The sequence below is a fragment of the Sphingomonas sp. genome, assembly GCF_048595155.1.
GTDB lineage: Bacteria > Pseudomonadota > Alphaproteobacteria > Sphingomonadales > Sphingomonadaceae > Sphingomonas_I.
In genome coordinates, this window is the sequence record NZ_JBMDXN010000074.1 from 39,230 (window position 1) to 64,439 (window position 25,210).

Consider the following 25,210-nt stretch of genomic DNA (forward strand, 5'->3'; position numbering starts at 1 on the left):
GGAGCCATTATATCGGATTGCCCGGCGCAGGTCGGGGATCCGGCTCCACCGTCGAAAATATGCCCGGCGGCCGTCCGGGTCTGGAATTCCAAAGGACTTTTACATGCGCGCTGAAGCGCAAGCCCATATTGCTCAGATCGACGCCGCCCTGTCTTTGGTTCGCCGTTTCCTTGACTGGGATCGCGCGGTGCGGCGGCTCGATGAGCTGAACAATCGCGTCGAAGACCCCAAATTGTGGGACGATCCCAAGGCAGCGCAGGCGGTCATGCAAGAGCGCCGCCGGCTGGAAAGCGCGATCGCGGCGGTCAATGCGATCGATCAGGAGCGGACCGACACGATCGAGCTGATGGAAATGGCGGAAGCCGAGGGCGACGAGGCATTGGTCGACGACGGCGTGCGCGCGCTGGCCGATCTTGCCGAGCGCGCCGATCACGACAAGGTGATGGCATTGCTGGCGGGCGAAGCCGATGCCAATAACAGCTATGTCGAGGTCAATGCCGGCGCCGGCGGCACTGAGAGCCAGGATTGGGCGGGCATGCTGCAACGCATGTATACGCGCTGGGCCGAACGCCACGGCATGAAGGTGGAACTGGTCGACTTCCATGCCGGCGAACAGGCGGGCATCAAATCGGCGACGCTGCTGCTGAAGGGCGAGAATGCCTATGGCTATGCGAAGACCGAAAGCGGCGTCCATCGCCTGGTCCGCATCAGCCCCTATGACAGCGCGGCGCGGCGCCATACCAGCTTCGCCAGCGTCTGGGTCTATCCCGAGGTGGACGACGATATCGACATCGTCGTGAACGATAGCGACCTGCGCATCGATACCTATCGCGCATCAGGCGCCGGCGGACAGCATATCAACACGACCGACTCGGCGGTGCGCATCACGCACATTCCGACCAACATCGTCGTTCAGTGCCAGAACCAGCGTTCGCAGCATAAGAACAAGGCCGAGGCGATGAAGCAGCTGAAGGCGCGTTTGTACGAAGAGGAATTGCGCAAGCGCGAGGCCGAGGCGAACGCGACCAATGCCAGCAAGACCGACATCGGCTGGGGGCACCAGATTCGTTCCTACGTGCTGCAGCCCTATCAGCTGGTGAAGGATCTGCGCACCGGCGTCACCTCCACCGCACCGAGCGACGTGCTCGACGGCGATCTCGACAAGTTCATGGCCGCCGCATTGTCGCAGCGCGTGACGGGCGAGACGGTGGAAGTGGAGGATGTCGAGTGAAGCGCCGCGCGATCGCGCTGGTGCTGATGCTGGCCGGATGCAGCCAGAGCACACCGGACGAACCGCGCACGGCGACGGGCTTTCCGAAGGCGGAGCGGCCGATCGCGAACACGGTATCGGGCGAATGGTCGACCGAGCCGGATCGTGACCGTTTGAAAGAGGCAGAAGCGGTTATGACCGCGGCCGGCGTGAAGCCCGGCATGACCGTCGCCGATATCGGCGCGGGCGAGGGCTATTATACGATCCGCCTGGCCGCGCGGGTAGGCCCCAAGGGGCGCGTTCTCGCCGAGGACATCGTACGGTCCTATCATGACCGGCTGGCCGAACGCGTCTATCGCGACCAGCTCGACAATGTTTCGGTCAAGCTCGGCAGGCCGGTCGATCCGGGTCTGCCGCCGCACAGTTTCGACCGGATCTTCATGGTCCACATGTACCATGAGATCGGCGAACCCTATGAATTCCTGTGGCGGATGCGTCCTGCCCTGAATCCCAGCGGCATGGTCGTGGTGGTGGATGCCGATCGGCCCACCCAGGCGCATGGCACCCCGCCGGCGCTGCTGGATTGTGAGTTCCGGACCGTCGGCTATCGTTTGGTCTCGCGGCGCAAGATGCCGCAGGCCGGCGGTTATCTGGCCCTGTACCAGGCGTCCGGCCCGCGGCCCGCGCCAAAGAGCATGCAGGCCTGCAAAGCCTGAGCGTCGCCCCGGCCTCTGCCGGAGCGACGCCGCAGTCTTATTTGCCGGTCAGATCGATACCGATGTAGCGCGCGGGGCCGTTGCCGCGTTGCACGAGGAGCAGCACGGTCTTGAAGTTGGCCCGCTTGGCGGCGTCGACCGCAGCGGCGGCCTCTGCCGTCGTCGAGACGGAGCGCTGCGCGATCGCCAGGATCACATCGCCCTTCTGCAGGCCCTTGGCGCCGGCATCGCTCGACGGATCGACCGAGACGATCACGACACCGCGCGTGCCGCTGGCAAGGCCCAGCTGCTGTGCGATCTGCGGCGTCAGGGTCTGCAAGGACAGGCCAAGCGAATTGCGGATGCTGGCCGGGGCGTTGGGCGTTCCGTCTGGCGTCGCATCGTCATTGTCACCGTCGGCGGCCGCCAGCTGATCTTCCGGCGGCCGTTCCGCCAGCACCGCGGTAAGCGTCATCGGCTTGCCGTTGCGGATCAGATCCAGCCGGACGCGCGAGCCAACCGGCTGGCCGGCAACGATATAGGACAAGGTATTGTCGGGTGACACATCCTGGCCGTTGACCTTGACGATCACGTCGCCCTGCTGGACGCCGGCGCGCGCGGCCGGCTGACCCGGCTCGACGCGCGAGATGATCGCGCCGCGATTCTTGGGCAGGTTCAGGCCGGCGGCGACGTCGTCGGTCATTTCCTGGATGCCGACGCCCAAGTAGCCGCGATGGATACGCTCCCCCTTCATCAGCTGCATCACGACCGGCTTGGCCTGCTCCGCCGGAATAGCGAAGCCGATGCCGACATTGCCGCCCGACGGCGAGTAGATGGCGGTGTTGATGCCGACGACATTGCCGTTCAGATCGAACATCGGGCCGCCTGAATTGCCCTGGTTGATGGCCGCGTCCGTCTGGATGTAGCGATCATAGGGGCCGGACCCGATCGAGCGATGGATCGCCGACACGATACCGGCCGTCACCGTGCCGCCGAGGGCGAAGGGGTTACCGATCGCGATAATCCAATCGCCGACGCGGGTCTTCGTGGAGTCTCCGAACTCGACGAAGGGAAGGTTGGTCGCCTGGATCTTGAGCACGGCCAAGTCCGAAGCGGCATCCTTGCCGACGACGGTGGCCTTATATTCCTTGCGGTCCGGCAGCGTCACCGTGATCGAGGACACGGTCACCTTGCCCTGATCCGTCGGCACGCCCGAAATGACGTGGTTGTTGGTGACGATGTAGCCGTCGGCCGAGATGATGAAGCCCGAGCCCAGCGACATCGCCTCACGCGTCTGCGGCGGGCTGTTGTCATCACTGCCGCCACCGCCGCCCTGTCCACCGAAGCGGCGGAAGAAATCCTCGAAAGGTGAACCCGCGAACGGATTCTGCTGGCGATTGACCTGCACCTTTTGCGTGGTCGAGATGTTGACCACGGCCGGCTGAAGCTTGGCGGCCAGATCCGCAAAGCTCATCGGTGCGCCCCGCGGTGCGACCGCAGCCATTTGCGACGGCGCGTTCTGCGCCACCTGGGCACCGAGCGGCGACTGGGTCACCACGGTCGCGGCGGCGCCGCCAAGAAGCATCGCGGCAGTTACTGCATAGGCATAACGCACTGGTAAACTCTCCTGAGACTTTACGGCGAGCCGAAGATCCTGGTGCCGCTATCCGGGAACGGATGACGAATTGTGCCGATCCACGGCTGAATGCAAATTGAATGAGATATTTTTGCAACAGGTCGAGTCGTAGGCCTCAACCCGCCGCATCCCGTCATCGCTTCTGACCGCCAAATTCCCGCAGATAATCGTTGTCCGGCGACATCAGGATCGTGGCCGCACCACGCGGTTGATTATCATCCGTTCCGAACGTGTAGCGATAAGACTGCATCGCCCGATAGAAATCGTAGAAGGCGGGATCCTTGCCGAAGCTGGCCGAATAGGTCTTGGCGGCCGCGGCATCGGCATCGCCCATGATGATCGAGGCCTGGCGGCGGCCTTCGGCCTGGATCGACAGCGCCTGCTGCTGGCGGGCGGTCCGCATCCGATTGAACGCGCTTTCCAGCGGCGTGCCGTCCGGAAGATCGGCGCGCTTGATGCGCACATCCACGATCTCGGCGCCATATTGCGCCGCGACGCGCGCCAGCGACACCCGGATATTATCCATTACCGTATCGCGTTCCGGGCTGAGCAATGTGCGGAAGGAGCGTTTGCCAAGCTCGTTGCGCAGCGCGGATCCGAGGATCGGCTTGAGCGCGTCGCTGACGCGGCGCTCGCTGCCCGCGGACACGTACATCCGCACCGGATTGACGATGCGATAGCGCGCGAAGGCATCGACTTCGACGCGCACCTGATCGGTCGACAGAACCGCCTGACGGGGCATGTCGAAATTCAGGACGCGCTTGTCGACCCAGACGAGGTTCTCGACGAACGGCATACGGAAGGCGAGGCCCGCCCCCGTCCGCCCAAATTCCTCGCGCGGATTATAGGCGTTGATGATCCGCAGCGGTTCGCCGAAGCGCAGCACCAACGCCTGGCTGGTTTCCGGCACGATCGTCAGCGAGCTCATCCCGACCGCGATGGCAACCAGCGCGGCGCCGGCCCACAGGACGGGATAGCGGGTAATTGCGGTGCCCAGGCTCACTTGGTGGGCTCCTGCGGCTTGGCTGCCACCGTCGCGGGGGGTGCGAGGTAGGGCACCACGTTGCGCGGCTCGACAATCGTCTTGTCGGTCTTGGCCAGAACCTTCTCCATCGTCTCGTAATACATACGCCGGCGGGTCACCTCGGGGGCGAGCTTATATTGGGCATAGACGGCATCGAACGCGGTCGATTCGCCCTGCGCCTTGGCGGTGACCTGCGTCGCGTAAGCGCGCGCCTGGTTCAGATAGGATTGCGCATTCTGCTGGGCAGCCGACACTTCCTTGAAGGCATCGACCACTTCGGTCGGCGGATCGGCCTGCTTGATCGCCACACCCTGGATAACGACGCCCGAATGATAGGAGTCCAGCGTTTCCTGGGCATGCTGGGCGACCTGCTGTTCGATCTGGCCGCGCTGCGCGCCGATCGCCTGATCCAGCGTGACCCGGGCGATCGCCTCGCGCATCGCGCTTTCGGCGACTTCGCGGATCGTGCCGTCGGGATCCTGCAGCTCGAACATGTACAATTCGGGATCGCGGATATTCCAACGCACCGAATAAGCTAGGTCGATGATATTCTCGTCCCCGGTCAGCATCAAATTCTGGCCCGAGCCGCCGTCGACGCCGGTATCGATGTCGATCACATGGATATTGTCGACATCGATTTTGCTGACGATGTCGATCGGCGCCGGGAAGGACAGGCCCAGGCCCGGCTGCAGCATGCCGACATATTTGCCGAATCGCGTGATGACGCCGCGCTGCTGCGGCCCGATCGTGTGGGTGCTGGTCAAGGCGACCCACAGGAGCACCAGGCCGAGTACCGCCCAGCGCCAGGCCCCGCCCAATGGGAAGCGCTGTCCGCCGCCCATGCCGCCGCCATTGCCAAGGCGATCCCGCCCGCGCTGGATCAACGCATCCAGTGCCGAAGGCCCGGCGCCTGCGCCGATCGGCGTCCTGCGCGGCTTCTTGCCACCGTCACCGCCGTCCGAGCCGCCGCCCCATGGGCCATCCTCGCTCAGTACCGCTCCCGCTATCTTCTCGTGCATGGGCGCCCTTATAGACGGCCTCGACCGGAAAAATAGTGCTCGTTCAAGGGCTGAGCGGCGCTGACGGGGCGCAAAGCGCTTCCACCGCCACCGGCTAGGCTTTACGGCGCGGGCGATGTCCTTTCGTTTTCACAAGATGCACGGCCTGGGCAACGACTTCGTCGTGATCGATGCCCGAACCACGCCCGTGGCCATGGATGGCGGCCGCGCGCGCGCCATCGCCGATCGGCGCGAGGGGATCGGCTGCGACCAGGTTATCCTGATCGAGCCGTCCGATGTGGCGGACGCACGGATGCGCATCTGGAATGCCGATGGCGGGGAGGTGGAAGCGTGCGGCAACGCCTCCCGCGCGGTCGCCCTGCTGTTGGGGAAACGCTCGACGCTGGAGACCCTGGGCGGCACGCTGCACCTTGTCGCGGATGGCGGGCTGGCGACGGTCGACATGGGGCCGCCCCATTTCAGCTGGGACGCGATACCGCTCGCCTATGCCATGGACACAGCGCACCTGCCGGTGGGCTGGGACGAACTCAGCGATCCGGCCGCGGTGAATGTCGGCAATCCCCATGTCATCTTCTTCGTGGACGATTGCGACGCGGTCGATCTGGAGCGGATCGGACCGCAAATCGAACATGATCCGCTCTTTCCCGATCGCGTGAACGTGAACGTGGCGACGATCGAAGCGGCAGACCGCATCCGCCTGCGGGTGTGGGAACGCGGCGCCGGCCTGACCCGCGCCTGCGGCACCGGCGCCTGCGCCACTGCGGTCGCTGCGATCCGGGCGGGCCGGGTCGACAGCCCGGTCACGGTCGCCTTGCCAGGCGGCGAACTGCTGATCGATTGGGTGCCGGGCGGCCATATCAGCATGTCCGGCCCGGCCGCCCATGTCTTCACCGGCGAGGCGGAAGAGCTGTGAGCGGGCCGACGCTGATCAGCCACGGCTGCCGCCTCAACATCGCCGAAAGCGCCAAGATTGCGGCGATGCTGGCGGGTGAACGCGATCTGGTGGTCGTCAACAGCGGCGCGGTCACGGCCGAGGCGGTGAAGACGGCGCGCCAGGCGATCCGGCGGGCAAAGCGCGAGCGGCCGGATGCGCGCATCGTGGTCACGGGATGCGCGGCGGAGGTCGAGCCGGAAACGTTCCGGAACATGGCCGAAGTGTCGGCGCTGGTGCCCAACGGATCCAAGCTCGATCGCTTCGGATATGTCCCGGCGAGCGCTCAAAGAGATCGCGCCCGGCCTGTTGCGGTCCCCACGTTCGCCGGCGCGACGCATGCGCGCACCTTCCTGCCGGTGCAGAACGGGTGCGATCATCGCTGTACGTTCTGCATCATTCCTTATGGCCGCGGGCCAAGCCGGTCGCTCCCGGCGGGCGGGGTGATCGACGAGATCAAGGCCGCAGTGGATGCGGGCGCCCAAGAGGTGGTGCTGACGGGCGTGGATCTGACCGCTTATGGCGCGGATCTTCCGGGCCAGCCGTCGCTCGGTGCGCTGGTGGCACGGATCTTACGGCACGTACCCGATCTGCCCCGGCTGCGCCTGTCCTCGCTCGATCCGTGCGAGGTCGATGATCGTCTGTTCGATCTGATCGCGCAGGAGCGGCGGTTGATGCCGCACCTCCATCTGTCGCTGCAGGCGGGCAGCGATCTGATCCTCAAGCGGATGAAGCGGCGGCATAGCCGGCAACAGGCGGTGGATCTGGTCAAGCGCCTCGTCGCCAAGCGGCCGGAGATGGCGATCGGCGCGGATCTGATCGCCGGTTTCCCGACCGAGGACGAGGCCATGTTTACCGACACGCTGGCTTTGATCGACGATTGCGCAATCGCCTTCGCGCACATCTTTCCCTATTCGCCGCGCATGGGAACGCCCGCGGCGCGGATGCCGCAAGTGGCGCGGCCCACGGTAAAAGCGCGCGCGGCCCGGCTGCGGGCGGCAGCGGCAGCGCGCAAGGCGGCGTGGCTACAGGAGCAAATCGGAAGCGTGACGCAGATATTGGTCGAACTGGACGGCGTGAGCGGTCATGCGGAGAATTTCATGCGCGTGGCCCTGCCCCCTGCCATTCCCAACAGCCTTGTCACCGCCCGCATCGTCGCTGTGGACGGTGAGATGGCCATCGGGATCCCGGCATGAGCACCGCATGGCACGACCGGATCCTCGGCGGCTTTCGGCGGACGTCGGATAAGCTTGGCGAGAATCTGACCGGCCTGTTCGGAAAGGCCGCGCTGGACGACGACACGCTCGACCAGATCGAAGAAGCATTGATCGCATCCGACCTTGGGCCGGCCACCGCGGGCCGCGTCCGCCAGCGGCTGGCGGGCGAGCGTTTCCCGCTCGGCCTGACCGAAGCGCGCCTGCGGGAAATTGTCGCCGAAGAGGTCGCCGCCATCCTGGCGCCGGTGGCCAAACCGCTGGAGATCGAGGCCTTCCCGCGGCCCCAGGTGATCCTGGTGATCGGCGTCAACGGATCCGGCAAGACCACCACGATCGCCAAGCTCGCCCATCTGCTGACCGAACAGGATTATTCGGTCATGCTGGTGGCAGGCGATACGTTCCGCGCGGCGGCAATCGGCCAGCTCAAGGTTTGGGCCGAGCGGATCGGCGTGCCGATCATCTCCGGCAATGAAGGCGGCGACGCCGCCGGCCTGGTCTATGAAGGGGTGAAGCGCGGTACCGCCGAGGGTATCGACGTACTGATCGTGGATACGGCGGGGCGGCTGCAGAACAAGGCCGGGCTGATGGACGAATTGTCCAAGATCCGGCGTGTGCTGGGCCGGCTCAACCCGGCCGCCCCGCATGACGTCGTGCTCGTGCTCGACGCGACGACAGGGCAGAATGGCTTGAGCCAGATCGAGGTCTTCCAGAAGGAAGCGGGCGTGACCGGGCTGGTCATGACGAAGCTGGACGGCACCGCACGCGGCGGCGTGCTGGTCGCCGCGGCCGAAAAATACGGCCTGCCGATCCACGCGATCGGCCTTGGCGAAACCATCGACGACCTGCGGCCGTTCGACCCGCAGGAAGTCGCCCGCGCCATTGCGGGCATCGAACGTCTCGCCCCGGAGAAGGCACGATGAACAAAGTCTCCGAAGGGACGCGTCCCGACCCCGGCATGGGCATGCGCCTCGCGCTCGATCTCGGGCCGATCGTCGTCTATTTCGCAGCCTTCACGCTGACCGGCCACAATATCTACATCGCCACGGGGCTGTTCATGGCGGTGACCGCGGTGGCCATGATCATATCGCTGGTGCGGTTCGGCAAGATCACGCCGATCCAGATCTTTTCGGCGGCAATGGTGCTGGTCCTGGGCGGCCTTACCATCTGGCTGCACAAGGATTGGATCATCAAGGTCAAACCCACCATCTATTACGTGACTGTGTCGGCGGTTCTCCTGTGGGGCATGGTCACGGGCAAGCCGACGCTGCAGATGGTGCTGGGGCAGGCCTATCCCGGATTGACGGAGGAAGGCTGGCGCCTGCTGACCCGCAATTGGGCGTTCTTCTTCCTGGCGATGGCCATCGCCAACGAATTCGTCTGGCGCAATTATTCGACCGCGACGTGGCTCGGCTACAAGCTCTGGGGCGCGATGCCGGCGACCGTGATCTTTGCCGCCTGCAACGTCCCGCTGCTGATGCGGCACGGCTTGGCCGCGGACGACAACAAGGTCGTGCTGCCGCCCGAGGAATAAGCCACCGACAAGAAAACGGGCCGGCCTCCTGCTGGAGACCGGCCCGTCTTGATCGGTACCTTCCCGGCGGCTGCCGGGGGCGGACTTACTGTTCCTGGTCGGCGCGGCTGGCGCCCTGCCCGTCCAGATTCTGGGAGATGAAGTCCCAGTTGACGATGTTGGCGAGCACCGTCTCGGCGAACTTCGGCCGGGCGTTACGGTAATCGATATAATAAGCATGCTCCCACACATCGAGCGTGAAGAGCGGGGTCACGCCATGCGCGATCGGCGAATCGCCATCGTGGAAGGACGTTACCTTCAGGGCATCGCCTTCCAGGACCAGCCACGCCCAACCGCTGGCAAAGTGGTTCACGGCTTCCTCAGCCAGCTTCTTGAGCAGCGCTTCGTGGCTGCCAAAGCCGCTGTCGATCAGGCCCTTCAGCTTTTCCGAAGGCTGGGTCGAGCCGGCCGGCGCCAGGCACTTCCAGAAGAAATTGTGATTCCAGATCTGGCCCGAATTGTTGAACAGGCCGCGATCGTTGGTCTCCGTCGCCTTCTTGACCACGTCGATCAAGGAGAGGCCCTGCAAGCCCTTCTCGTCGATCCAGCCATTCACCTTGGTGACGTAGGCCTGGTGGTGCTTGCCATGATGATATTCGAAAGTCTCGGCGGACATATGCGGCTCAAGCGCCGCCTTATCGAACGGGAGAGGGGGAAGTTCGAAGGCCATTGATTGCTCCTGCACAGGCTAGAGAGTCGCGACGCCCTAACGCCCCATCCCGCAAAGGGTCACGCGAAAACGACTATTGCGAGACGTTCGCGGCAGCCTCGATGATTGGCACGAATTGATCGGCCGTCAGGCTCGCCCCACCGATCAGCGCACCATTCACGTCCGGGCACGCCAGGATCGTGTGCGCATTGCCCGCATTGACCGAGCCGCCATACAGGATGCGGACGCCCCGCCCCTCTTCGCCGAGCAGCTGCAGCAGCTTGGCGCGAATGATGCCGTGCATCTCGCCAATCTCGTCCGCGGTCGGTGTGCGGCCGGTACCGATCGCCCAGGCCGGCTCGTAGGATATGACCAGGTTCGCGGCGGTGGAGGAGGCAGGGACCGACCCGTCGAGCTCCGATGCCACCACCATCAGCGCGCGTCCTTCGTCGCGCTCCGCCTCATCCTCGCCGATGCAGATGAACGCGATCAGGCCGGCATTTTGCGCCGCTTGCGCCTTTTCGTGCACGATGGAATCCGTTTCGCCGAATTCGGCGCGGCGTTCGCTGTGGCCGCAAATCACAAATCCGGCGCCCATCTCCGCCAGCATCGGCGCCGATATCTCACCGGTATGCGCGCCCTTCACCGCGCTGTGGCAATCCTGTCCGCCGATCATGACGGCACCAGCATGTCCCACAGCCTCCCCGATAAGCGTGAAGGGCGGCGCGATCGCGACGTCTATACTGGGGGTGGCGGCAGCAGCCGCCGCGATCCGATCGAGCTCGGCCAAGATGGCGCGAGTTCCGTTCATCTTCCAATTTCCGGCGATCAGCGTGCGCATCCGTCCTCCCTGGTCGGCTGCCGGTAGCAAGCCATACACGCCCCGGCTAGACCGGCGCTTGAAGCATTAAGGCCGCCCCTCTATTAGGTCCGCCTCCCTTCATGGCCACGGAACATCCATGCTCGCCTTCTTTCGTCGTGCGCTTTCTTCCTGGCTGGCGGTAGGGCTTCTCGCCCTGATCATGCTGGCCTTCGTCGCGACGGGGGTGGGCACACCGGGCGGCAGCCTGACCGGCGGCCCAAGCGCGGACGCGGTCGCGACCGTCGGCGGACGGCCGATTTCGGTGAACGTCATCTCCGAACGGGCACAGACGGCGCTGCGGCAGGCGCGCGAACAGCAGCCGGCGCTCACCATGCCGCAATTCCTGGCCTCCATCGGCGGCCTCAACCCGCTGGTGGAACAGTCGATCGGCGCGGCTGTGCTGTCCGCCTGGGCCGAACGCCATGGACTGGCAGCGAGCGAGCGGCTGATCGGGAGTGAGATCGCCTCCTTCCCGGCGTTTCGCGGCGCGACCGGCAAATTCGACGAAAATGCGATGAACGCGTTGCTCAACCAGCGGCGGATGAACTTTAACACGTTCCACGACGATGTGCGCGACGAGCTGATCCGTCGCCAATTGCTGAACCCGATCATGACCGGAACGCGTGCGCCCGACGGGCTGCTGCGCATCTATGCCCAGAGCCTGATCGACAAGCGCGAAGGCGTGATCGGGCTGGTCGCGGCGGCCCCCGCCGGCATCCCGACACCGACCGACCAGCAGGTGGCCGATTATTATCGAAGCCATATCGCGCGCTATTCGCTGCCCGAACGGCATGCGCTGCGCTATGCCCTGATCGGTCCGGACAGCGTGTCCCCGCCCGCCCCGACCGAGGCGGAAATCGCCGCCCAATATAAGGCGGATGCCGCCAAATATGCCGCGAGCGAAACCCGCACGATCCAGCGCGTCGTATTGCCCAACGAGGCGGCCGCAAAAGCTTTCGCGACCGCCGTCGCCAAGGGCACCAGTTTCGCCCAGGCCGCAGCCGGCCAGGGCCTCGCCGCCGCCGACATCAATGCCGGTACCGTCACCAAGGACGCGTTTGCCGCCAGCGATGGCGCCGCCATTGCGGCCGCGGCTTTCGCGCTTCCGTCCGGCGGCACCACCGCGCCGGTGCAATCGCCGCTCGGCTGGTCGATCGCGCATGTCGAAGCCATCAAGGCGGTGCCCGCCCGCTCCCTGGATCAGGTTCGGTCCGAGATCGCGGCAGCGCTCACCAAGAAGAAGGCGGACGATGCGCTGGGCAAATTGGTCCAGCAGGTGGAGGATGCGGTCGGCGATGGCGCCAACTTCAATGAAGTCGTCGCCCAGCATAAGCTGCAGGCTGTTACCACGCCGCCGCTGCTGCCGAACGGCACCGCCCCCAGCGATCCAAATTTCAAGGCCGATCCGACGATTGCTGCCTTGCTGAAGGCCACCGCGGACAGCAGCGCGGACGATGCGCCGACGGTCGAAACGCTCGATCAGAACGGACACTTTGCGCTGGTGGGCGTCGCCAGCGTGGTCGCTGCCGCACCTGTGCCTTTGGCCCAGATCAAACCGCGTGTCGCGGAGGAGATCATCTTCGAACGCGCCGCCGCCCGCGCCAAGACGCAGGCGCAAAGCCTGCTTGGCAAGATCAATGGCGGCCAGGCACCTGCCGCCGCCTTCCAGGCCGCGGGCATGAAGGCGCCGCAGCCGCTGTCGCTTAGCCAGATCGAATTGTCGCGCGCGGGCGCCGATGTGCCGGCTCCGATCCGAACGTTGTTTCGCCTGGCGCCGGGCAAGGCCGATCTGGTGCAGGGTCCGAACGGCAGCTGGTTCGTCGTGAAGCTGGATCGCATCGCACCCGGCGACGCCAAGATGCTGCCCATGGTGATCGGTGCGACCCGCAGCGAATTGCAGCGCGGGCTAGGTGACGAATATGCGCAGCAATTCGCCAACGCCGCCCGCGTCGAGGTGAAGGTGAAGCGCAACCTGACCGCCCAGGGCAAGTTGGAGCAGGATCTGCGCAGCGGCAACAATGGCGGCGGCGCACAATAATGGCGGCCGCCGGCGCAGAGCATGATGCCGACGCCGTTGCCAGCCTGACCCAAGGTCGTTCGGCGCTGGTCTGGCGGCGGCAGTTGGCCGACACCGAGACGCCGGTCGCAGCCGCGCTGAAGCTGATCCAGCCGGGACGCGGCGATTTCCTGCTGGAATCGGTTGAGGACGGCGCGACTCGGGGGCGATACAGCCTGCTCGGCCTCGCCCCCGATCTGGTGTTTCGCGCCCAGGGCGATGCCGCGGAGATCAATCGCCACTGGATCCTCGACCGCGAGGCGTTCACGCCAATGGACGGGGGGCCGCTCAAGGCGCTGCGCGCGATCGTTGCCGAATGTCGCGCCGACGTGTCCGAAGGTTTGCCGCCGGCTTTATCCTGCCTTGTCGGTTATTTCGCGTACGAAACGGTGGGGTTGGTGGAGGAGCTGCCGCGACCCGCGCCCAACCCGCTGAACCTGCCGGACATGTTGTTCGTGCGACCGACATTGATCCTGGTGTTCGACCGGCTGGCGGATGCGCTCTTCCTGGTCGCGCCGGTCTGGGCGGGATCCGGGGATGCGGAGTCCGCCGTAGCCCGCGCGGTCGAGCGGATCGAGGATGTGGCAGCCCAACTCGCCGCGCCGATCCCCGTCGGTCGCCGCGAGCCAGGCGCGCTGGCGCTGCCGGTTGCGACGCCGCAGCTCGCGCCTGGCCGGTACGGACAGATGGTCGCCGCCGCGAAAGACTATATCGCCGCAGGCGATATCTTTCAGGTCGTGCTCGCCCAGCGCTTCACGACCCCCTTCTCGCTTCCGCCCTTCGACCTGTATCGTGCGCTGCGCCGCATCAATCCTTCGCCCTTCCTGTACCACCTGGATCTGCCCGGCTTTGCGCTGATCGGATCGTCGCCGGAAATCCTGGTGCGGGTGCGCGATGGCGAGGTGACGATCCGCCCGATTGCGGGGACGCGCCGACGCGGAGCGACCGCAGCGGAAGATATCGCCAATCGCGACGAATTGCTGGCCGATCCCAAGGAGCGCGCGGAGCATCTGATGCTGCTCGATCTGGGCCGCAACGATGTCGGCCGGGTCGCCGAGCCGGGAACCGTGGTCGTGACCGACAGCTATACGGTCGAGAAATACAGCCACGTCATGCATATCGTGTCGAACGTGGTCGGCCGTCTGGGCGCGGGCAAGGACGCGCTGGATGCACTGTTCGCCGGCTTCCCGGCGGGGACCGTGTCGGGTGCGCCCAAGGTCCGCGCATGTGAGATCATCGCCGAGCTGGAGCCGGAAACGCGCGGCGCCTATGCCGGCGGCGTCGGCTATTTCTCGCCCGACGGCAGCATGGACAGCTGCATCGTCCTGCGCACGGCGGTGGTGAAGGACGGCGTGATGAACGTCCAGGCCGGTGCGGGCATCGTGGCGGACAGCGATCCGGTGTCGGAACAGAAGGAATGCGAAGCCAAAGCGGGCGCGCTGTTCGCGGCGGCGCGCGAGGCGATCATCCGCGCCGGCGAGGCCGGTTTCGGCCAGTAAGCGGCTCAGGCAGGCGGTCGCACGCCTGCCCAGAAATTGACCGTGGTCAAGGCGGATGCGCGCAACGCGCCTATCGCATGCGCATGGAATGCGACGTCATCGTGGTGGGCGCCGGACCTGCGGGATTGGCCTTTGCACGCGGGTTGAACGGCAGCGGACTGCGGACGATTCTGATCGAGCGGCAGCCGCGGGAGGCGATCGCCGAGCCCGCGGAGGATGGCCGTGCCATCGCCCTGACGCATCGCTCCGTCGATATATTGGATCGGCTGGGCGCCTGGTCGCAGATCATCCCGGCGGCAGTTCACCCGCTGCGGCGCGCAGCCGTCCTCGACGGTAGATCGGCCGTCGCTTTGTCGGTCGATCCGGTAGCAGGCCGCGAAGGCCGGCTGGGCCAGCTCGTCGCCAATCACGATATTCGTCGCGCATTGTTCGATGCGACCCGCAACCAGCCCGGTCTGGAGCTGATGACGGATGTTCGCATTGCGGACATCAGACGTGACAATCGCCATGCCATGGTGGTGCTGAAGGACGGCAGGGCAGTCCGGAGCAAGCTGCTGGTCGGGGCGGATTCGCGCTTTTCCGAGGTGCGGCAGAAGCTCCGCATAGGGGCAGACGTCGAGCGGCTCGGCAAAGCGATGCTCGTGGTCGAGGTTGCCCATCGACGGGACCACCATGGTGTTGCGCTGGAATGGTTCGGCTATGGCCAAACCATCGCGCTGTTGCCTTTGTCACCGCGTCACTCGTCCGTCGTACTCACCTTGACCGAAGACGCCGCGACACGGCTGGCGCGCGGCGATCCGGTGACCCTGGCGCGGGAGCTGACGGCGCGATCTTCGGGCAGGTTGGGCGCCATGCAGACTGTCAGTCGCCCGCACATATATCCACTCGCGACCGTGTGGAGCCATCATTTCGCGACACGTCGTGCGGCGCTGATAGGCGATGCGGCGGTGGGTATGCACCCGGTGACAGCGCATGGTTTCAACCTCGGCCTGCGCGGCGCCACCATGCTGGCGAAGCGCGTTTCCCACGCAGCGGCGGTGGGGCAGGATATTGCCGCGCCATTGCTGCTACGGCGTTATGAAGCAGCGCATCGCCTGATCGCAGGGCCGGTGTTCGCAGCAACCGCTTTCGTCGTGCAACTCTATACCGACGAACGGCCTGCGGCACGGTTGGTGCGCCCCGCGCTACTCCACGCCGCCGCTCGTTTGCGCCCGGTTCGAGCGGCGCTGTCCCACGCGCTGATGCATCATTGAAAGAGGGGACGGCCGGTGACCGAAACTGCCCGTATCATGCCTACGGCCTTCGAGCAGATCGGCGGTATCGATTCGGTGCGGCAGCTGGTCGATCGCTTCTACGACCTGATGGACCAGGATCCGCGTTATGCTGCGCTGCGAGCAATGCATCATGCGGAGCTCGCGCCCATTCGCGCTTCGCTGACCGGCTTCCTCGTCGGCTGGCTTGGCGGTCCGCGGGATTGGTTCATGCGTCAGGACAGCCGTTGCGTGATGTCCCTGCATGCAGACCTTGCCGTAACGCCAGCTACTGCGGGCGAATGGCTCCACGCAATGGAGCGAGCGCTGCAGGACATCGGCGTTGATCGCCCGCTGGCGTCGATCCTGCGTCAGGCCTTTGCGCGCATGGCTGCAGCGATGATCCGACAGGCTTGACGGCGGCAGCTTTGACGGCCGTCAAAGCGCGCTGCACGGCCCCGGACGAAGGCGGTCCGATCATGGATCGGGAAGCACAGCATGACGCGTATGTCCGGTAGCGAGAGGTTCTGGAACAGGACCCATCATCTCGGCAAAATGGATCTTCGCGATCTGGTGGACGCCTATTTCTCGCATCACGCAGTCCTCATCTATCTGGCGCTCACGCTGCTCAGCGCAGCCGCCTTCGTGCGATGGCCCGCTCCGCCCGTACCGACACTGGCGACAATCCTGCTGATTGCCCTGGCCTATCCGCTGATCTGGTATGGGCTGCACCGCTGGGTGCTGCACAGCCGGTGGATGTTCAAAGTCCCCGCGCTGGCAGGCCTGTGGAAGCGGATCCACTATGATCATCATATGGAACCGGACCGGCTGGAAATCCTGTTCGGCGCGCTTCACACGACCTTGCCCACCTTGCTGTTCGTCGCCGCCCTGCCCGGGTGGTTGATCGGCGGTACAGGCGGCGCGCTCGCCGGTTTCGCCACCGGCCTGCTCTGCACCTGCTTCTACGAATTCGCCCATTGTGTGCAGCATCTCGGCTGGAAGCCGCGCCAGCGCTGGCTGGCGACGCTGAAAAGGCGACATATGGAGCATCATTATCATGACGAAGACGGCAATTTCGGGATCACCAATTTTGCCTGGGATCGCCTGTTCGGGACTTTATACACCCGTGCGGAGCGGCCGTCGAAAAGCGCCACCGTGTTCAACCTGGGTTATACCGAGGAAATGGCGCGCGCCTATCCGTGGGTGAAGATGCGAGAGACGGCAAACCGGTCCTGATCGCGAAGGGCGTATTCCCACCACGGTCCAACCTTCGCTTAACCTGTCCAAACGCTGTCTCAGTTGCCTTAGGGCAAGCAGCCGCCTACCGCGCGGCGCATGATCCTGGTCATCGACAATTATGACAGCTTCACCTGGAACCTGGTGCACTATCTCCAGGAGCTGGGTGCCGAGGTTGAGGTGGTTCGCAATGACGCCATCGGCGTCGGCCAGGCCATGTCGTCCGGCGCGCAGGCCTTCCTGATTTCGCCGGGCCCGTGCACGCCGAACGAAGCCGGGATCAGCCTGGAATTGGTCGAAGCCTGCGCCGATCAGGAAAAGCCGCTGCTGGGCGTGTGCCTGGGCCATCAGGCGATCGGCCAGCATTTCGGCGGCACTGTGGTGCGCGCCAAGGCGCTGATGCATGGCAAGACCTCACCGGTCCTGCATGACGATAGCGGCGTGTTCGCCGACATCCCGTCACCCTTCACGGCGACACGCTACCATTCACTGGTGGTGGAAGGGGCACCGGGCACGTTGATCGCGAACGCGCATACGGAGGATGGCACGGTGATGGGCTTTCGCCATGCGACGCTGCCCATCCACGGCGTGCAATTCCACCCCGAGAGCATCGCGACCGAGCATGGCCACGACCTGCTGGCCAATTTCATGCGACTCGCTGGAATGGAAGCGCGCGAACGCGCATGACGACGCTGGCGATCCTGCCCGATCCCAGCTCTCCGCTGGAGCATGAGACCGCAGAGCAGGCGTTCGCCGACATTCTGGACGGCAAGGTCGACGATCAGGCCATTGCGGAATTCCTGACCGCAATGACGATCCGCGAGGAGACCAGCGTCGAAATCGCCGCCGCCGCCCGCGCGCTGAGGGCACGTATGATCGAGGTGCGCGCGCCCGAGGGTGCGATCGACGTGTGCGGTACCGGTGGCGACGGTGCGCATAGCCTGAACATCTCGACGGCCGTCGCGATCGTGGTTGCGGCATGCGACGTGCCTGTCGCCAAGCACGGCAATCGCGCTGCGTCCTCCAAAGCGGGGGCGGCCGACACGCTGGAAGCGCTCGGCCTGGATCTCGACCGCGCCGCCGCCCGGGCGGAGGAAAGCCTGGCCGATCTGGGCATCGCTTTCCTGTTCGCGCAGACGCACCACCCGGCATTGGGTCGGCTGGCGCCGATCCGCAGGGCGATCGGGCGGCGTACGATCTTCAATATCGTCGGCCCGCTCGCCAACCCGGCCCGGGTGACACGGCAGCTGATGGGTGTTGCGCGCGTCGATTACCTCGCGACGGTCGCCGAAGCGCTGGAATTACTCGGGACCGAGGCTGCCCTGGTCGTCTCCGGCGAAGAAAGCCTGGACGAGCTTTCGATTGCCGGGCGGAGCCGGACGGTTCCGGTCGGGCCATGTTCGATCGGTGCGACCATCTCACCGGAAGATGCCGGGCTCGAGCGGCATGGGCTGGACGCCATTCGTGGCGGCGACGCGGCCTATAATGCGGCCGCGCTGCGGGCGCTGTTGCAGGGCGAGCGCGGCGCCTATCGCGACGCCGTCCTACTGAATGCCGGGGCCGCGCTGGTCGTCGCGGGCGCTGCGGCCGATTTGCGCGAAGGCGTGGATGAAGCGGCCGAGGCAATCGACAAGGGGTTGGCCAATGCCCTGCTCAATTGCTGGATCGCTTTCTAGAATGGCGGCGATTCCCGGATCCGTCCGCCACCTGGAGGAAAGCGCACCATGAGCAACCGCCTCACCCAGATTCTCGAAACCAAATATGCCCATGTCGCCGCTTCAAAGGCGCTTCGCAGCGTGGGAGATTTGGATGACGCCGCGGCAAGCCAGTCGCCGCCGCGCGGCTTTCGCCGGATGCTGGAGGCCAAGTCGAAAGACGGTTTCGCCCTGATCGCGGAGATCAAGAAAGCGTCGCCGTCCAAGGGCCTGATCCGCGCCGACTTCAATCCCCCCGAACATGCGCGTGCCTATGAAGCGGGCGGGGCGGCATGCCTGTCCGTGCTGACGGACGAGCCCTATTTCCAGGGGTCCGACGCCTTCCTGATGGCCGCCCGTGCGGCCTGCGCCCTGCCGTGCCTGCGCAAGGATTTCATGATCGATCCCTGGCAGGTGGCGGAAGCACGCGCTCTGGGCGCGGACGCGATCCTGATCATCGTCGCCGCCCTGGACGACACCCAGATGGCGGAGATCGAGGCGGCTGCCATCGAGAGGGGCATGGACGCGTTGGTGGAAGTCCATGATGCGGGCGAGCTTGAGCGGGCCCTGCGGCTGAAATCCCGATTGATCGGCGCCAATAACCGTGACTTGCGCGATTTCTCGGTGGATTTTGCCCGGACCTATGAGCTGGTTGCACAGGCGCCGGCGGAATGCCTGTTCGTGGCGGAAAGCGGCATCGGCAGCCACGCCGATCTTGAGGCGATGGCGGCGCATGGGGTTCGGGCTTTCCTGGTCGGCGAGAGCCTGATGCGTCAGCCCGACGTCGAGGCCGCGACCCGTATGTTGCTGGCCGCATGAGCAAGCTCACGCATCTGGACGATGCCGGCGCCGCCCATATGGTGGACGTGTCCGACAAGGCGACCACCCGGCGCGAGGCGACCGCGACAGGGCATATCGCCATGTCGGCCGAGGCGCTGGAGGCGATGCGCGCCGGCGCGCTTGCCAAGGGCGACGCGCTGGCGGTGGCACGGATTGCCGGCATCATGGCAAGCAAGCGCACATCGGATCTGATCCCGCTGTGCCATCCCTTGCCCATTTCCAAGGTCAGCGTGGACCTGAGCTTCACGGAAGGCGGGATCGATTGCAGGGCGACGGTGGTCACGACCGGCCAGACCGGCGTGGAGATGGAAGCGCTAACGGCGGTGTCGGTGGCGCTCCTGACCTTATACGACATGGCGAAGGCGATCGACCGCGCGATGACGATCGGTCCGGTGCAGCTCGTTGCCAAGGCCGGCGGCCGATCCGGGGATTGGCAGCGCCCGTGAGCCTGCTTCCGGTCGCCGAGGCGCAGGCGCGGTTGCTCGCGCTGGCCGATCCCTTGCCGATCGAGACGCAAACCCTGGCCGACGCCGCAGGCCGGTGGGCCGCCGAGGATGTGACGGCGCGACGGACACAGCCTGCGGCCGACCTTTCCGCCATGGACGGCTATGCCATCCGTTTTACCGATATGCCTGGCCCCTGGCGGGTGATTGGGGAGAGCCGCGCCGGCGGCGGGATGGACCGCCGCATCGGTGCGGGCGAAGCGGCACGTATCTTCACCGGTGCCCCCGTGCCGGACGGCGCGGACACGATCCTGGTACAGGAGGAGGCCGCCCGCAGCGACGACCGGCTGCAGCTCGCAGGCGAGGGGCCACCGCAGGCGCGCGCCCACGTCCGCCCGCGCGGCGCCGACTTCGACGATGGCGCACGTCTTATCGCCGCGGGCGAGCGGCTGACGCCGGGACGGATCGCTGCGGCGGCCATGGGCGGATATGGCACGCTCGCGGTGCGGCGGCGGCCGCGAGTCGCGCTGATCTCGACCGGCGACGAGCTGGTGGCGCCGGGTGCTCCGACCGAAGGGGTCATGCTGCCTGCCTCCAACGGCGTCATGCTGCAGGCGCTGATCGGCACCATGGCCGATGTGCACGATGCCGGCGTGGTGCCGGACCGGCTGGACGCCCTGGTCGCCACCCTACGTGCGCAGGAGGCCGACGTGATCGTCACGATTGGCGGCGCATCCGTCGGGGATCATGATCTGGTGCGGCCGGCACTGATGGATGCTGGCGCTACGCTGGATTTCTGGAAGGTGGCGATGCGGCCCGGCAAACCGCTGTTCGCGGGACGGTTGGGAGATGCCATTGTGCTGGGTCTGCCCGGCAACCCAGTGTCCGCATTCGTGACGGCGCATCTGTTCCTGCTGCCGGTGTTGGCCCGTCTGGGCGGCGCCGCCAAACCTGTACCGCCGCTCCTGTCCGCGCCCCTGGGGGCGCCGCTGCCGACGGGCGGCGCGCGTGACGATTATGTGCGGGCGGTGATGGTAGACGGAAAGGCCTGTCCGCTCACCCGTCAGGACAGCGGGTCGGTGCCGGCGCTGACGCTGGCCGATACGTTGATCGTCCGCCCTGCGGGGGCACCGCCGGCCGCTGTGGATGAAATTGTGGATATTATGAGGATCGCTTGACAGCGTCCAGAACGTTTCCTACACGTTCCCGGTACGTTCCTTCACTGGGGAAACGCTGTGCTGACCCGCAAGCAACATGAGCTACTCTGCTTCATCAACGATCGCCTGAACGACACGGGCGTGTCGCCGTCGTTCGAGGAGATGAAGGAGGCGCTCGACCTGAAGTCGAAGTCGGGCGTGCATCGCCTGATTTCTGCGCTGGAGGAACGGCATTTCATCCGGCGCCTGCCGAACCGGGCCCGCGCGCTGGAAATTTTGCGGCTGCCCGATCAGATCAAGGCGGCCGGCAGCGAACCTGCCGCCAAGGCCAATGTGGCCACGCCACCGTCGCGGATTGCACCGGCTGCCGCCAATGACGTGCTGGAATTGCCGCTGCACGGGCGGATCGCCGCCGGTATGCCGATCGAGGCGATGGAAGGTCAGAACAGCCTGTCGGTGCCGGCCGCCTTGCTCGGTCCCGGCGAACATTATGCGCTGGAGGTTTCGGGCGACTCGATGGTCGAAGCCGGTATCCTCGACGGCGATTATGCGCTGGTGCGCAAGGCTGAGACCGCCCGCGACGGCGAGATCGTGGTCGCGCTGATCGACGATGCCGAAGCCACACTGAAATATTTCCGCCACGAAGGTTCGATGATCCGGCTCGACCCGGCGAACCGCAGCTATGACCCGCAGCGTTATCGCCCAGGCCAGGTGCGCATTCAGGGCCGACTGGCCGGCCTGCTGCGTCGTTACTGATATGGCCGATCTGCCACGGCCCGACTTTCTGGAGTTGCCGGTGGCAGACGTTGCCGCCGCCCAGGCTTTTTACGATGCGACCTTCGGCTGGACCATGACCGGGTTCGGCCCGACCTATGCCTGTACGCTGACAGGAGACGTCGATGTGGGGCTGCAGGCCGATCCCGCGGAACAGACACGTGCCCCGTTGATCGTGATCCGGGTCGAGGATCTGGAAGAGGCCCAGGCGCTGGTGGAGGCGAATGGCGGCACGATCACCAAGCCGATCTTCACCTTCCCGGGCGGGCGCCGTTTCCACTTTCGCGATCCCGACGGCAATGAACTGGCGGCGCACAAGCCGGATTGAGATGCCGGTATGACCGCCTACGTCGCGCTATTGCGGGCGGTGAATGTCGGGGGAACCGGCAAGCTGCCGATGACGGATCTGAAGGCGATGTGCGAGGCGGCGGGGCTAACGCAGGTGCGCACCTATATCGCCAGCGGCAATGTGGTCTTCACGAGCGAAAAGTCCGAAGCCGAGGTTCGCGCCGCGATCGAGGCGCCGCTCGAAACCTATGCGGGCAAGCCGGTCGGCGTGCTGATCCGATCGGCGGCGGAGATGGATGCGCTGGTTGAGGCCAACCCTTTCTCCGATCGGCCCGGCAACCGCACAGTCGCCTTGTTCGTTGACGCACCGCTATCCCAGGCCGTGATCTCAGCAGCAAAGAACGTGAAGGACGAGGAAATGCGCCTCGGCCATCGCGCTATCTACATTTCTTATGGGGCGGGGATGGCGGACTCCCGCCTGAGCATTCCGGCGGCCAAGGCGGGCACGGCGCGGAACATGAACAGCGTCACGAAATTAGCGGAGATGGCGAAGATCCTCTCCCAACAATAAAAGCGTTCGCCCGCTTTTCCGGCTTCAGTGGTGTCGATGACATAATGCTTCCCGCTGCGGTACGGCATCAAGCATTCGACGCGGCGTCGCGCTTGTGCCCGCTGCGAAGCGGCGCCATCCTGCCGCGATAGGAGAGCGGCATGATCGATCGGCGAAGCATATTGGCCCTTGCCGCGGCGAGCGCGACCATAGGTAGGGCGGCCAGCGCGGCAAGCGGCGATCCCACCGAGATCATCCCGCTGTGGCCGGGGCGACCGCCGGGATCGCCGGCCAACTTGCCTGCCGAACGCTATATCGAACGCGCACCGCCTGGACAGCCGCACGACCGCTACGCCGACCAGATTGCGGAGCCGTCGATCACCGTATTTCGCCCGGCGAGACCCACCGGCAATGCGGTGCTGATCGCACCGGGCGGCGGCTATGTGCGGGTCGTCACCGACAAGGAGGGCTATGAAACGGCACGCTGGCTGAACGCACGCGGTGTGACTGCCTTCGTGTTGCGCTATCGGCTGCCGGGTGGGGGCTGGGCGCAGCGGGCGGATGTGCCGCTGCAGGATGCGCAGCGGGCGATGCGGCTGATCCGCGCTCGGGCCGCCACGTTCCAGATCGATCCAGGCCGTGTTGCTGTAATGGGATTTTCGGCAGGCGGCCATGTCGCCGCCTCGCTCGCGGTTCGACATGGCGCGTCGGTCTACGCACCGGTCGATGCCGCCGACCGGCTTTCGGCGCGTCCCGACCTTGCCGCCTTGCTCTACCCGGTGATCAGCATGGGCGAGCATGCCCATATCGGCTCACGCAACGAATTGATCGGCAAGGACGCCAGCCCGGCCTATGTTATCGCTTACTCGCCCGACCGGACGGTGACGGACCGGACGCCGCCCACCATCCTGATCCATGCGGCGGATGACGACGTGGTTCCGGTGGAGAATAGCCTGCAGATGTTCGCCGCGCTGCGCGCCCGTCATATTGCGGCGGAACTGCATGTCTTTCAGGCCGGCGGTCACGGTTTCGGATTGCGCATGCCGTTGACCAATACCGCGACGCGCTGGCCGGATCTGTTCCTGGCCTTCGCGCAAACGCACGGCTTCGTATGATAGACAGGCCGGGGCGTTCGCGGCCCCGGCCCTTGAACGTTCAGGCGAACAGCTTGTTCGCGATTTCGGCGACATGCTTGCCCTGAAAGCGGGCACCGTCGAGTTCGATCTTGCTCGGCTGGCGACTGCCGTCGCCAGCCGCGATGGTGGTGGCGCCGTAAGGTGTGCCGCCATGCACTTCGCTCAAGCCCATCTGCGCTTCATAGCTGTAGGGCAGGCCAACGATCACCATGCCGAAGTGCAGCAGGTTGGTGATGGCCGAGAACAAGGTGGTTTCCTGGCCGCCATGCTGGGTGGCGGTCGAACCGAACGCGGAACCGACCTTGCCGTTCAGCTTGCCGCTGGCCCACAGGCCGCCGGCCTGATCGAGGAAGGCGGCCATTTGCGACGGCATGCGGCCGAAGCGGGTCGGCAGGCCGAGGATGACAGCATCATATTCGGCGAGATCGTTGACGTTCGCGATCGGCGCGTCCTGATCCAGCTTGAAATGCGCACCCTTGGCGATCTCTTCCGGCACCGTTTCCGGCACGCGCTTGATGTCCACGGTCGCGCCGGCCTCGCGCGCGCCTTCCGCGACGGCCTGCGCCATCTGCTCGATATGGCCGTAGCTCGAATAATAGACGACCAGAACCTTGCTCATCGTCATTCTCCCATGATGTGACTATCAGAACGACCGGGGCAGGTTCGTGACATGCACGCCCCCGCCCCGGCCAGAAGTAGCTGCTTAGGCCGCGTCGACCATCACCAGTTCCGCATCCTCCAGCGCGGTCACCGACAGGGTTTCCGTATCGCTGATGGCGATACCATCCCGCGCATTGGCTGCCACGCCGTTGATCTCGATCCGCCCCGTAGCGGGCACGAGATACGCATGGCGATGGGCGCCGAGCGGATAATCGGTCGTTTCGCCCTTCTTCAGCGTCGCGCCGAGCACGCGGGCTTCGGTCCGGATTGGTAGCGCCTCGCCATCCTCGGCAAAGCCAGAGGCCAGTGTTACGAACTTGCCGGAACGATCGCCCTTGGGAAACGGCCGCGCACCCCATGTGGGTTTGCCGCCGCGCTGGCTGGGCATGATCCAGATCTGGAAGATGCGGGTCGTGTCCTTTTCCAGATTATATTCGGCATGGGTGATCCCGCTGCCCGCTGACATGACCTGCACGTCGCCGGCTTCGGTGCGACCCTTGTTGCCGAGATTATCCTGGTGGGTGATCGCCCCTTCCCGGACATAGGTAATGATTTCCATGTCCGAATGCGGATGCGGCGGAAAACCGGTGTTGGGCGCAATCGCATCGTCGTTCCAGACGCGGATGTTGCCCCAGTTCATGCGCTTGGGATCATAATAATCCGCGAACGAGAAATGGTGATGTGCGTCCAGCCAGCCATGGTTGGCAGCACCCAGAGTATCGAAAGGACGAACGTCGATCATGGTGTGTCTCCGTGCCGGGCCTGTGTCCGGCGTCGCCAACCTAAATAGTTGACGGAGAGGCTAAGAAAATAG

Annotated in this window: 27 protein-coding genes; 20 read left to right on the top strand and 7 right to left on the bottom strand. The window is 65.4% G+C overall.

Features of this window, described 5'->3' with window-relative positions; translation table 11 throughout:
* The first annotated feature begins 103 nt into the window (after positions 1–103).
* Together prfB and ACOJSI_RS11720 are read left to right on the top strand one after the other, a co-directional pair.
* The gene (prfB, locus tag ACOJSI_RS11715) at positions 104–1,231 is read left to right on the top strand and encodes a peptide chain release factor 2 (protein ID WP_420138471.1); all 1,128 of its coding nucleotides are present in this window, start codon (positions 104–106) and stop codon (positions 1,229–1,231) included.
* Positions 1,232–1,257: 26 nt separating this feature from the next.
* Positions 1,258–1,926 carry a class I SAM-dependent methyltransferase gene (locus ACOJSI_RS11720; RefSeq protein ID WP_420138614.1) on the top strand — a complete coding sequence of 223 codons (669 nt, stop codon included), beginning with the start codon at positions 1,258–1,260 and terminating at the stop codon, positions 1,924–1,926.
* Between the two features lie 37 nt (positions 1,927–1,963).
* Here ACOJSI_RS11720 and ACOJSI_RS11725 read toward each other — a convergent pair whose 3' ends face one another.
* From ACOJSI_RS11725 to hflK, 3 genes are all read right to left on the bottom strand, one after another.
* The gene (locus tag ACOJSI_RS11725) at positions 1,964–3,520 is read right to left on the bottom strand and encodes a Do family serine endopeptidase (RefSeq protein WP_420138472.1); all 1,557 of its coding nucleotides are present in this window, start codon (positions 3,518–3,520) and stop codon (positions 1,964–1,966) included.
* Positions 3,521–3,674: 154 nt separating this feature from the next.
* A complete protein-coding gene (gene hflC / locus ACOJSI_RS11730; RefSeq protein ID WP_420138615.1) occupies positions 3,675–4,469 on the bottom strand; it encodes a protease modulator HflC in 795 nt (264 codons plus the stop codon).
* A gap of 71 nt (positions 4,470–4,540) precedes the next feature.
* The gene (gene hflK / locus ACOJSI_RS11735) at positions 4,541–5,584 is read right to left on the bottom strand and encodes an FtsH protease activity modulator HflK (RefSeq protein WP_420138473.1); all 1,044 of its coding nucleotides are present in this window, start codon (positions 5,582–5,584) and stop codon (positions 4,541–4,543) included.
* 115 nt (positions 5,585–5,699) lie between these two features.
* Here hflK and dapF point away from each other — a divergent pair, with 115 nt between their 5' ends.
* Genes dapF through ACOJSI_RS11755 form a run of 4 tightly spaced genes read left to right on the top strand, consistent with a single transcriptional unit; the run spans position 5,700 to position 9,263 of the window.
* Positions 5,700–6,497 carry a diaminopimelate epimerase gene (gene dapF / locus ACOJSI_RS11740; RefSeq protein WP_420138474.1) on the top strand — a complete coding sequence of 266 codons (798 nt, stop codon included), beginning with the start codon at positions 5,700–5,702 and terminating at the stop codon, positions 6,495–6,497.
* On the top strand, positions 6,494–7,711 hold the full coding sequence (mtaB, locus tag ACOJSI_RS11745) for a tRNA (N(6)-L-threonylcarbamoyladenosine(37)-C(2))-methylthiotransferase MtaB (protein WP_420138475.1): 1,218 nt from the start codon (positions 6,494–6,496) through the stop codon (positions 7,709–7,711). Before dapF ends, mtaB begins: the two co-directional genes overlap by 4 nt.
* Positions 7,708–8,652, top strand: a complete 945-nt coding sequence (ftsY, locus tag ACOJSI_RS11750; RefSeq protein WP_420138476.1) for a signal recognition particle-docking protein FtsY — start codon at positions 7,708–7,710, stop codon at positions 8,650–8,652. The genes mtaB and ftsY overlap by 4 nt, the downstream gene beginning before the upstream one ends.
* Complete coding sequence (locus tag ACOJSI_RS11755) at positions 8,649–9,263, top strand: inner membrane-spanning protein YciB (RefSeq protein WP_420138477.1); 615 nt, start codon at positions 8,649–8,651, stop codon at positions 9,261–9,263. The genes ftsY and ACOJSI_RS11755 overlap by 4 nt, the downstream gene beginning before the upstream one ends.
* 85 nt (positions 9,264–9,348) lie before the next feature.
* Here ACOJSI_RS11755 and ACOJSI_RS11760 read toward each other — a convergent pair whose 3' ends face one another.
* Together ACOJSI_RS11760 and tpiA are read right to left on the bottom strand one after the other, a co-directional pair.
* Complete coding sequence (locus tag ACOJSI_RS11760) at positions 9,349–9,972, bottom strand: superoxide dismutase (protein WP_420138478.1); 624 nt, start codon at positions 9,970–9,972, stop codon at positions 9,349–9,351.
* 73 nt (positions 9,973–10,045) lie between these two features.
* Positions 10,046–10,792 (bottom strand): triose-phosphate isomerase, encoded by a 747-nt coding sequence (gene tpiA / locus ACOJSI_RS11765; protein WP_420138479.1) that lies wholly within the window; start codon positions 10,790–10,792, stop codon positions 10,046–10,048.
* Positions 10,793–10,910: 118 nt separating this feature from the next.
* Here tpiA and ACOJSI_RS11770 point away from each other — a divergent pair, with 118 nt between their 5' ends.
* The 14 genes from ACOJSI_RS11770 to ACOJSI_RS11835 all read left to right on the top strand — a co-directional run bounded on the left by ACOJSI_RS11770 (position 10,911) and on the right by ACOJSI_RS11835 (position 23,715).
* Positions 10,911–12,851 (top strand): SurA N-terminal domain-containing protein, encoded by a 1,941-nt coding sequence (locus ACOJSI_RS11770; RefSeq protein ID WP_420138480.1) that lies wholly within the window; start codon positions 10,911–10,913, stop codon positions 12,849–12,851.
* Complete coding sequence (trpE, locus tag ACOJSI_RS11775; RefSeq protein WP_420138481.1) at positions 12,851–14,368, top strand: anthranilate synthase component I; 1,518 nt, start codon at positions 12,851–12,853, stop codon at positions 14,366–14,368. The genes ACOJSI_RS11770 and trpE overlap by 1 nt, the downstream gene beginning before the upstream one ends.
* 83 nt (positions 14,369–14,451) lie before the next feature.
* Complete coding sequence (ubiM, locus tag ACOJSI_RS11780) at positions 14,452–15,621, top strand: 5-demethoxyubiquinol-8 5-hydroxylase UbiM (protein ID WP_420138482.1); 1,170 nt, start codon at positions 14,452–14,454, stop codon at positions 15,619–15,621.
* 15 nt (positions 15,622–15,636) lie between these two features.
* Positions 15,637–16,035 (top strand): group II truncated hemoglobin, encoded by a 399-nt coding sequence (locus ACOJSI_RS11785; protein WP_420138483.1) that lies wholly within the window; start codon positions 15,637–15,639, stop codon positions 16,033–16,035.
* Positions 16,036–16,116: 81 nt separating this feature from the next.
* On the top strand, positions 16,117–16,854 hold the full coding sequence (locus ACOJSI_RS11790; RefSeq protein WP_420138484.1) for a sterol desaturase family protein: 738 nt from the start codon (positions 16,117–16,119) through the stop codon (positions 16,852–16,854).
* A 99-nt stretch (positions 16,855–16,953) separates the two neighbouring features.
* Complete coding sequence (locus ACOJSI_RS11795) at positions 16,954–17,541, top strand: anthranilate synthase component II (protein WP_420138485.1); 588 nt, start codon at positions 16,954–16,956, stop codon at positions 17,539–17,541.
* On the top strand, positions 17,538–18,530 hold the full coding sequence (gene trpD, locus ACOJSI_RS11800) for an anthranilate phosphoribosyltransferase (protein WP_420138486.1): 993 nt from the start codon (positions 17,538–17,540) through the stop codon (positions 18,528–18,530). Before ACOJSI_RS11795 ends, trpD begins: the two co-directional genes overlap by 4 nt.
* A 48-nt stretch (positions 18,531–18,578) precedes the next feature.
* Positions 18,579–19,367, top strand: coding sequence for an indole-3-glycerol phosphate synthase TrpC (gene trpC, locus ACOJSI_RS11805; RefSeq protein ID WP_420138487.1), 789 nt, complete (start codon positions 18,579–18,581; stop codon positions 19,365–19,367).
* Positions 19,364–19,834, top strand: a complete 471-nt coding sequence (gene moaC / locus ACOJSI_RS11810) for a cyclic pyranopterin monophosphate synthase MoaC (RefSeq protein ID WP_420138488.1) — start codon at positions 19,364–19,366, stop codon at positions 19,832–19,834. The genes trpC and moaC overlap by 4 nt, the downstream gene beginning before the upstream one ends.
* Positions 19,831–21,009, top strand: a complete 1,179-nt coding sequence (locus tag ACOJSI_RS11815; RefSeq protein ID WP_420138489.1) for a molybdopterin molybdotransferase MoeA — start codon at positions 19,831–19,833, stop codon at positions 21,007–21,009. The genes moaC and ACOJSI_RS11815 overlap by 4 nt, the downstream gene beginning before the upstream one ends.
* 57 nt (positions 21,010–21,066) lie before the next feature.
* Positions 21,067–21,744 carry a transcriptional repressor LexA gene (gene lexA / locus ACOJSI_RS11820; protein WP_420138490.1) on the top strand — a complete coding sequence of 226 codons (678 nt, stop codon included), beginning with the start codon at positions 21,067–21,069 and terminating at the stop codon, positions 21,742–21,744.
* Between the two features lies 1 nt (position 21,745).
* The gene (locus tag ACOJSI_RS11825; RefSeq protein WP_420138491.1) at positions 21,746–22,090 is read left to right on the top strand and encodes a VOC family protein; all 345 of its coding nucleotides are present in this window, start codon (positions 21,746–21,748) and stop codon (positions 22,088–22,090) included.
* A gap of 9 nt (positions 22,091–22,099) precedes the next feature.
* On the top strand, positions 22,100–22,621 hold the full coding sequence (locus ACOJSI_RS11830; RefSeq protein ID WP_420138492.1) for a DUF1697 domain-containing protein: 522 nt from the start codon (positions 22,100–22,102) through the stop codon (positions 22,619–22,621).
* A gap of 140 nt (positions 22,622–22,761) precedes the next feature.
* Positions 22,762–23,715, top strand: a complete 954-nt coding sequence (locus tag ACOJSI_RS11835; RefSeq protein ID WP_420138493.1) for an alpha/beta hydrolase — start codon at positions 22,762–22,764, stop codon at positions 23,713–23,715.
* A 40-nt stretch (positions 23,716–23,755) separates the two neighbouring features.
* Here ACOJSI_RS11835 and wrbA read toward each other — a convergent pair whose 3' ends face one another.
* Together wrbA and ACOJSI_RS11845 are read right to left on the bottom strand one after the other, a co-directional pair.
* Entirely contained in the window at positions 23,756–24,355 is a 600-nt protein-coding gene (wrbA, locus tag ACOJSI_RS11840) for an NAD(P)H:quinone oxidoreductase (protein ID WP_420138494.1), read from the bottom strand.
* A gap of 84 nt (positions 24,356–24,439) precedes the next feature.
* A complete protein-coding gene (locus ACOJSI_RS11845; protein WP_420138495.1) occupies positions 24,440–25,138 on the bottom strand; it encodes a pirin family protein in 699 nt (232 codons plus the stop codon).
* Between the last annotated feature and the right edge of the window lie 72 nt (positions 25,139–25,210).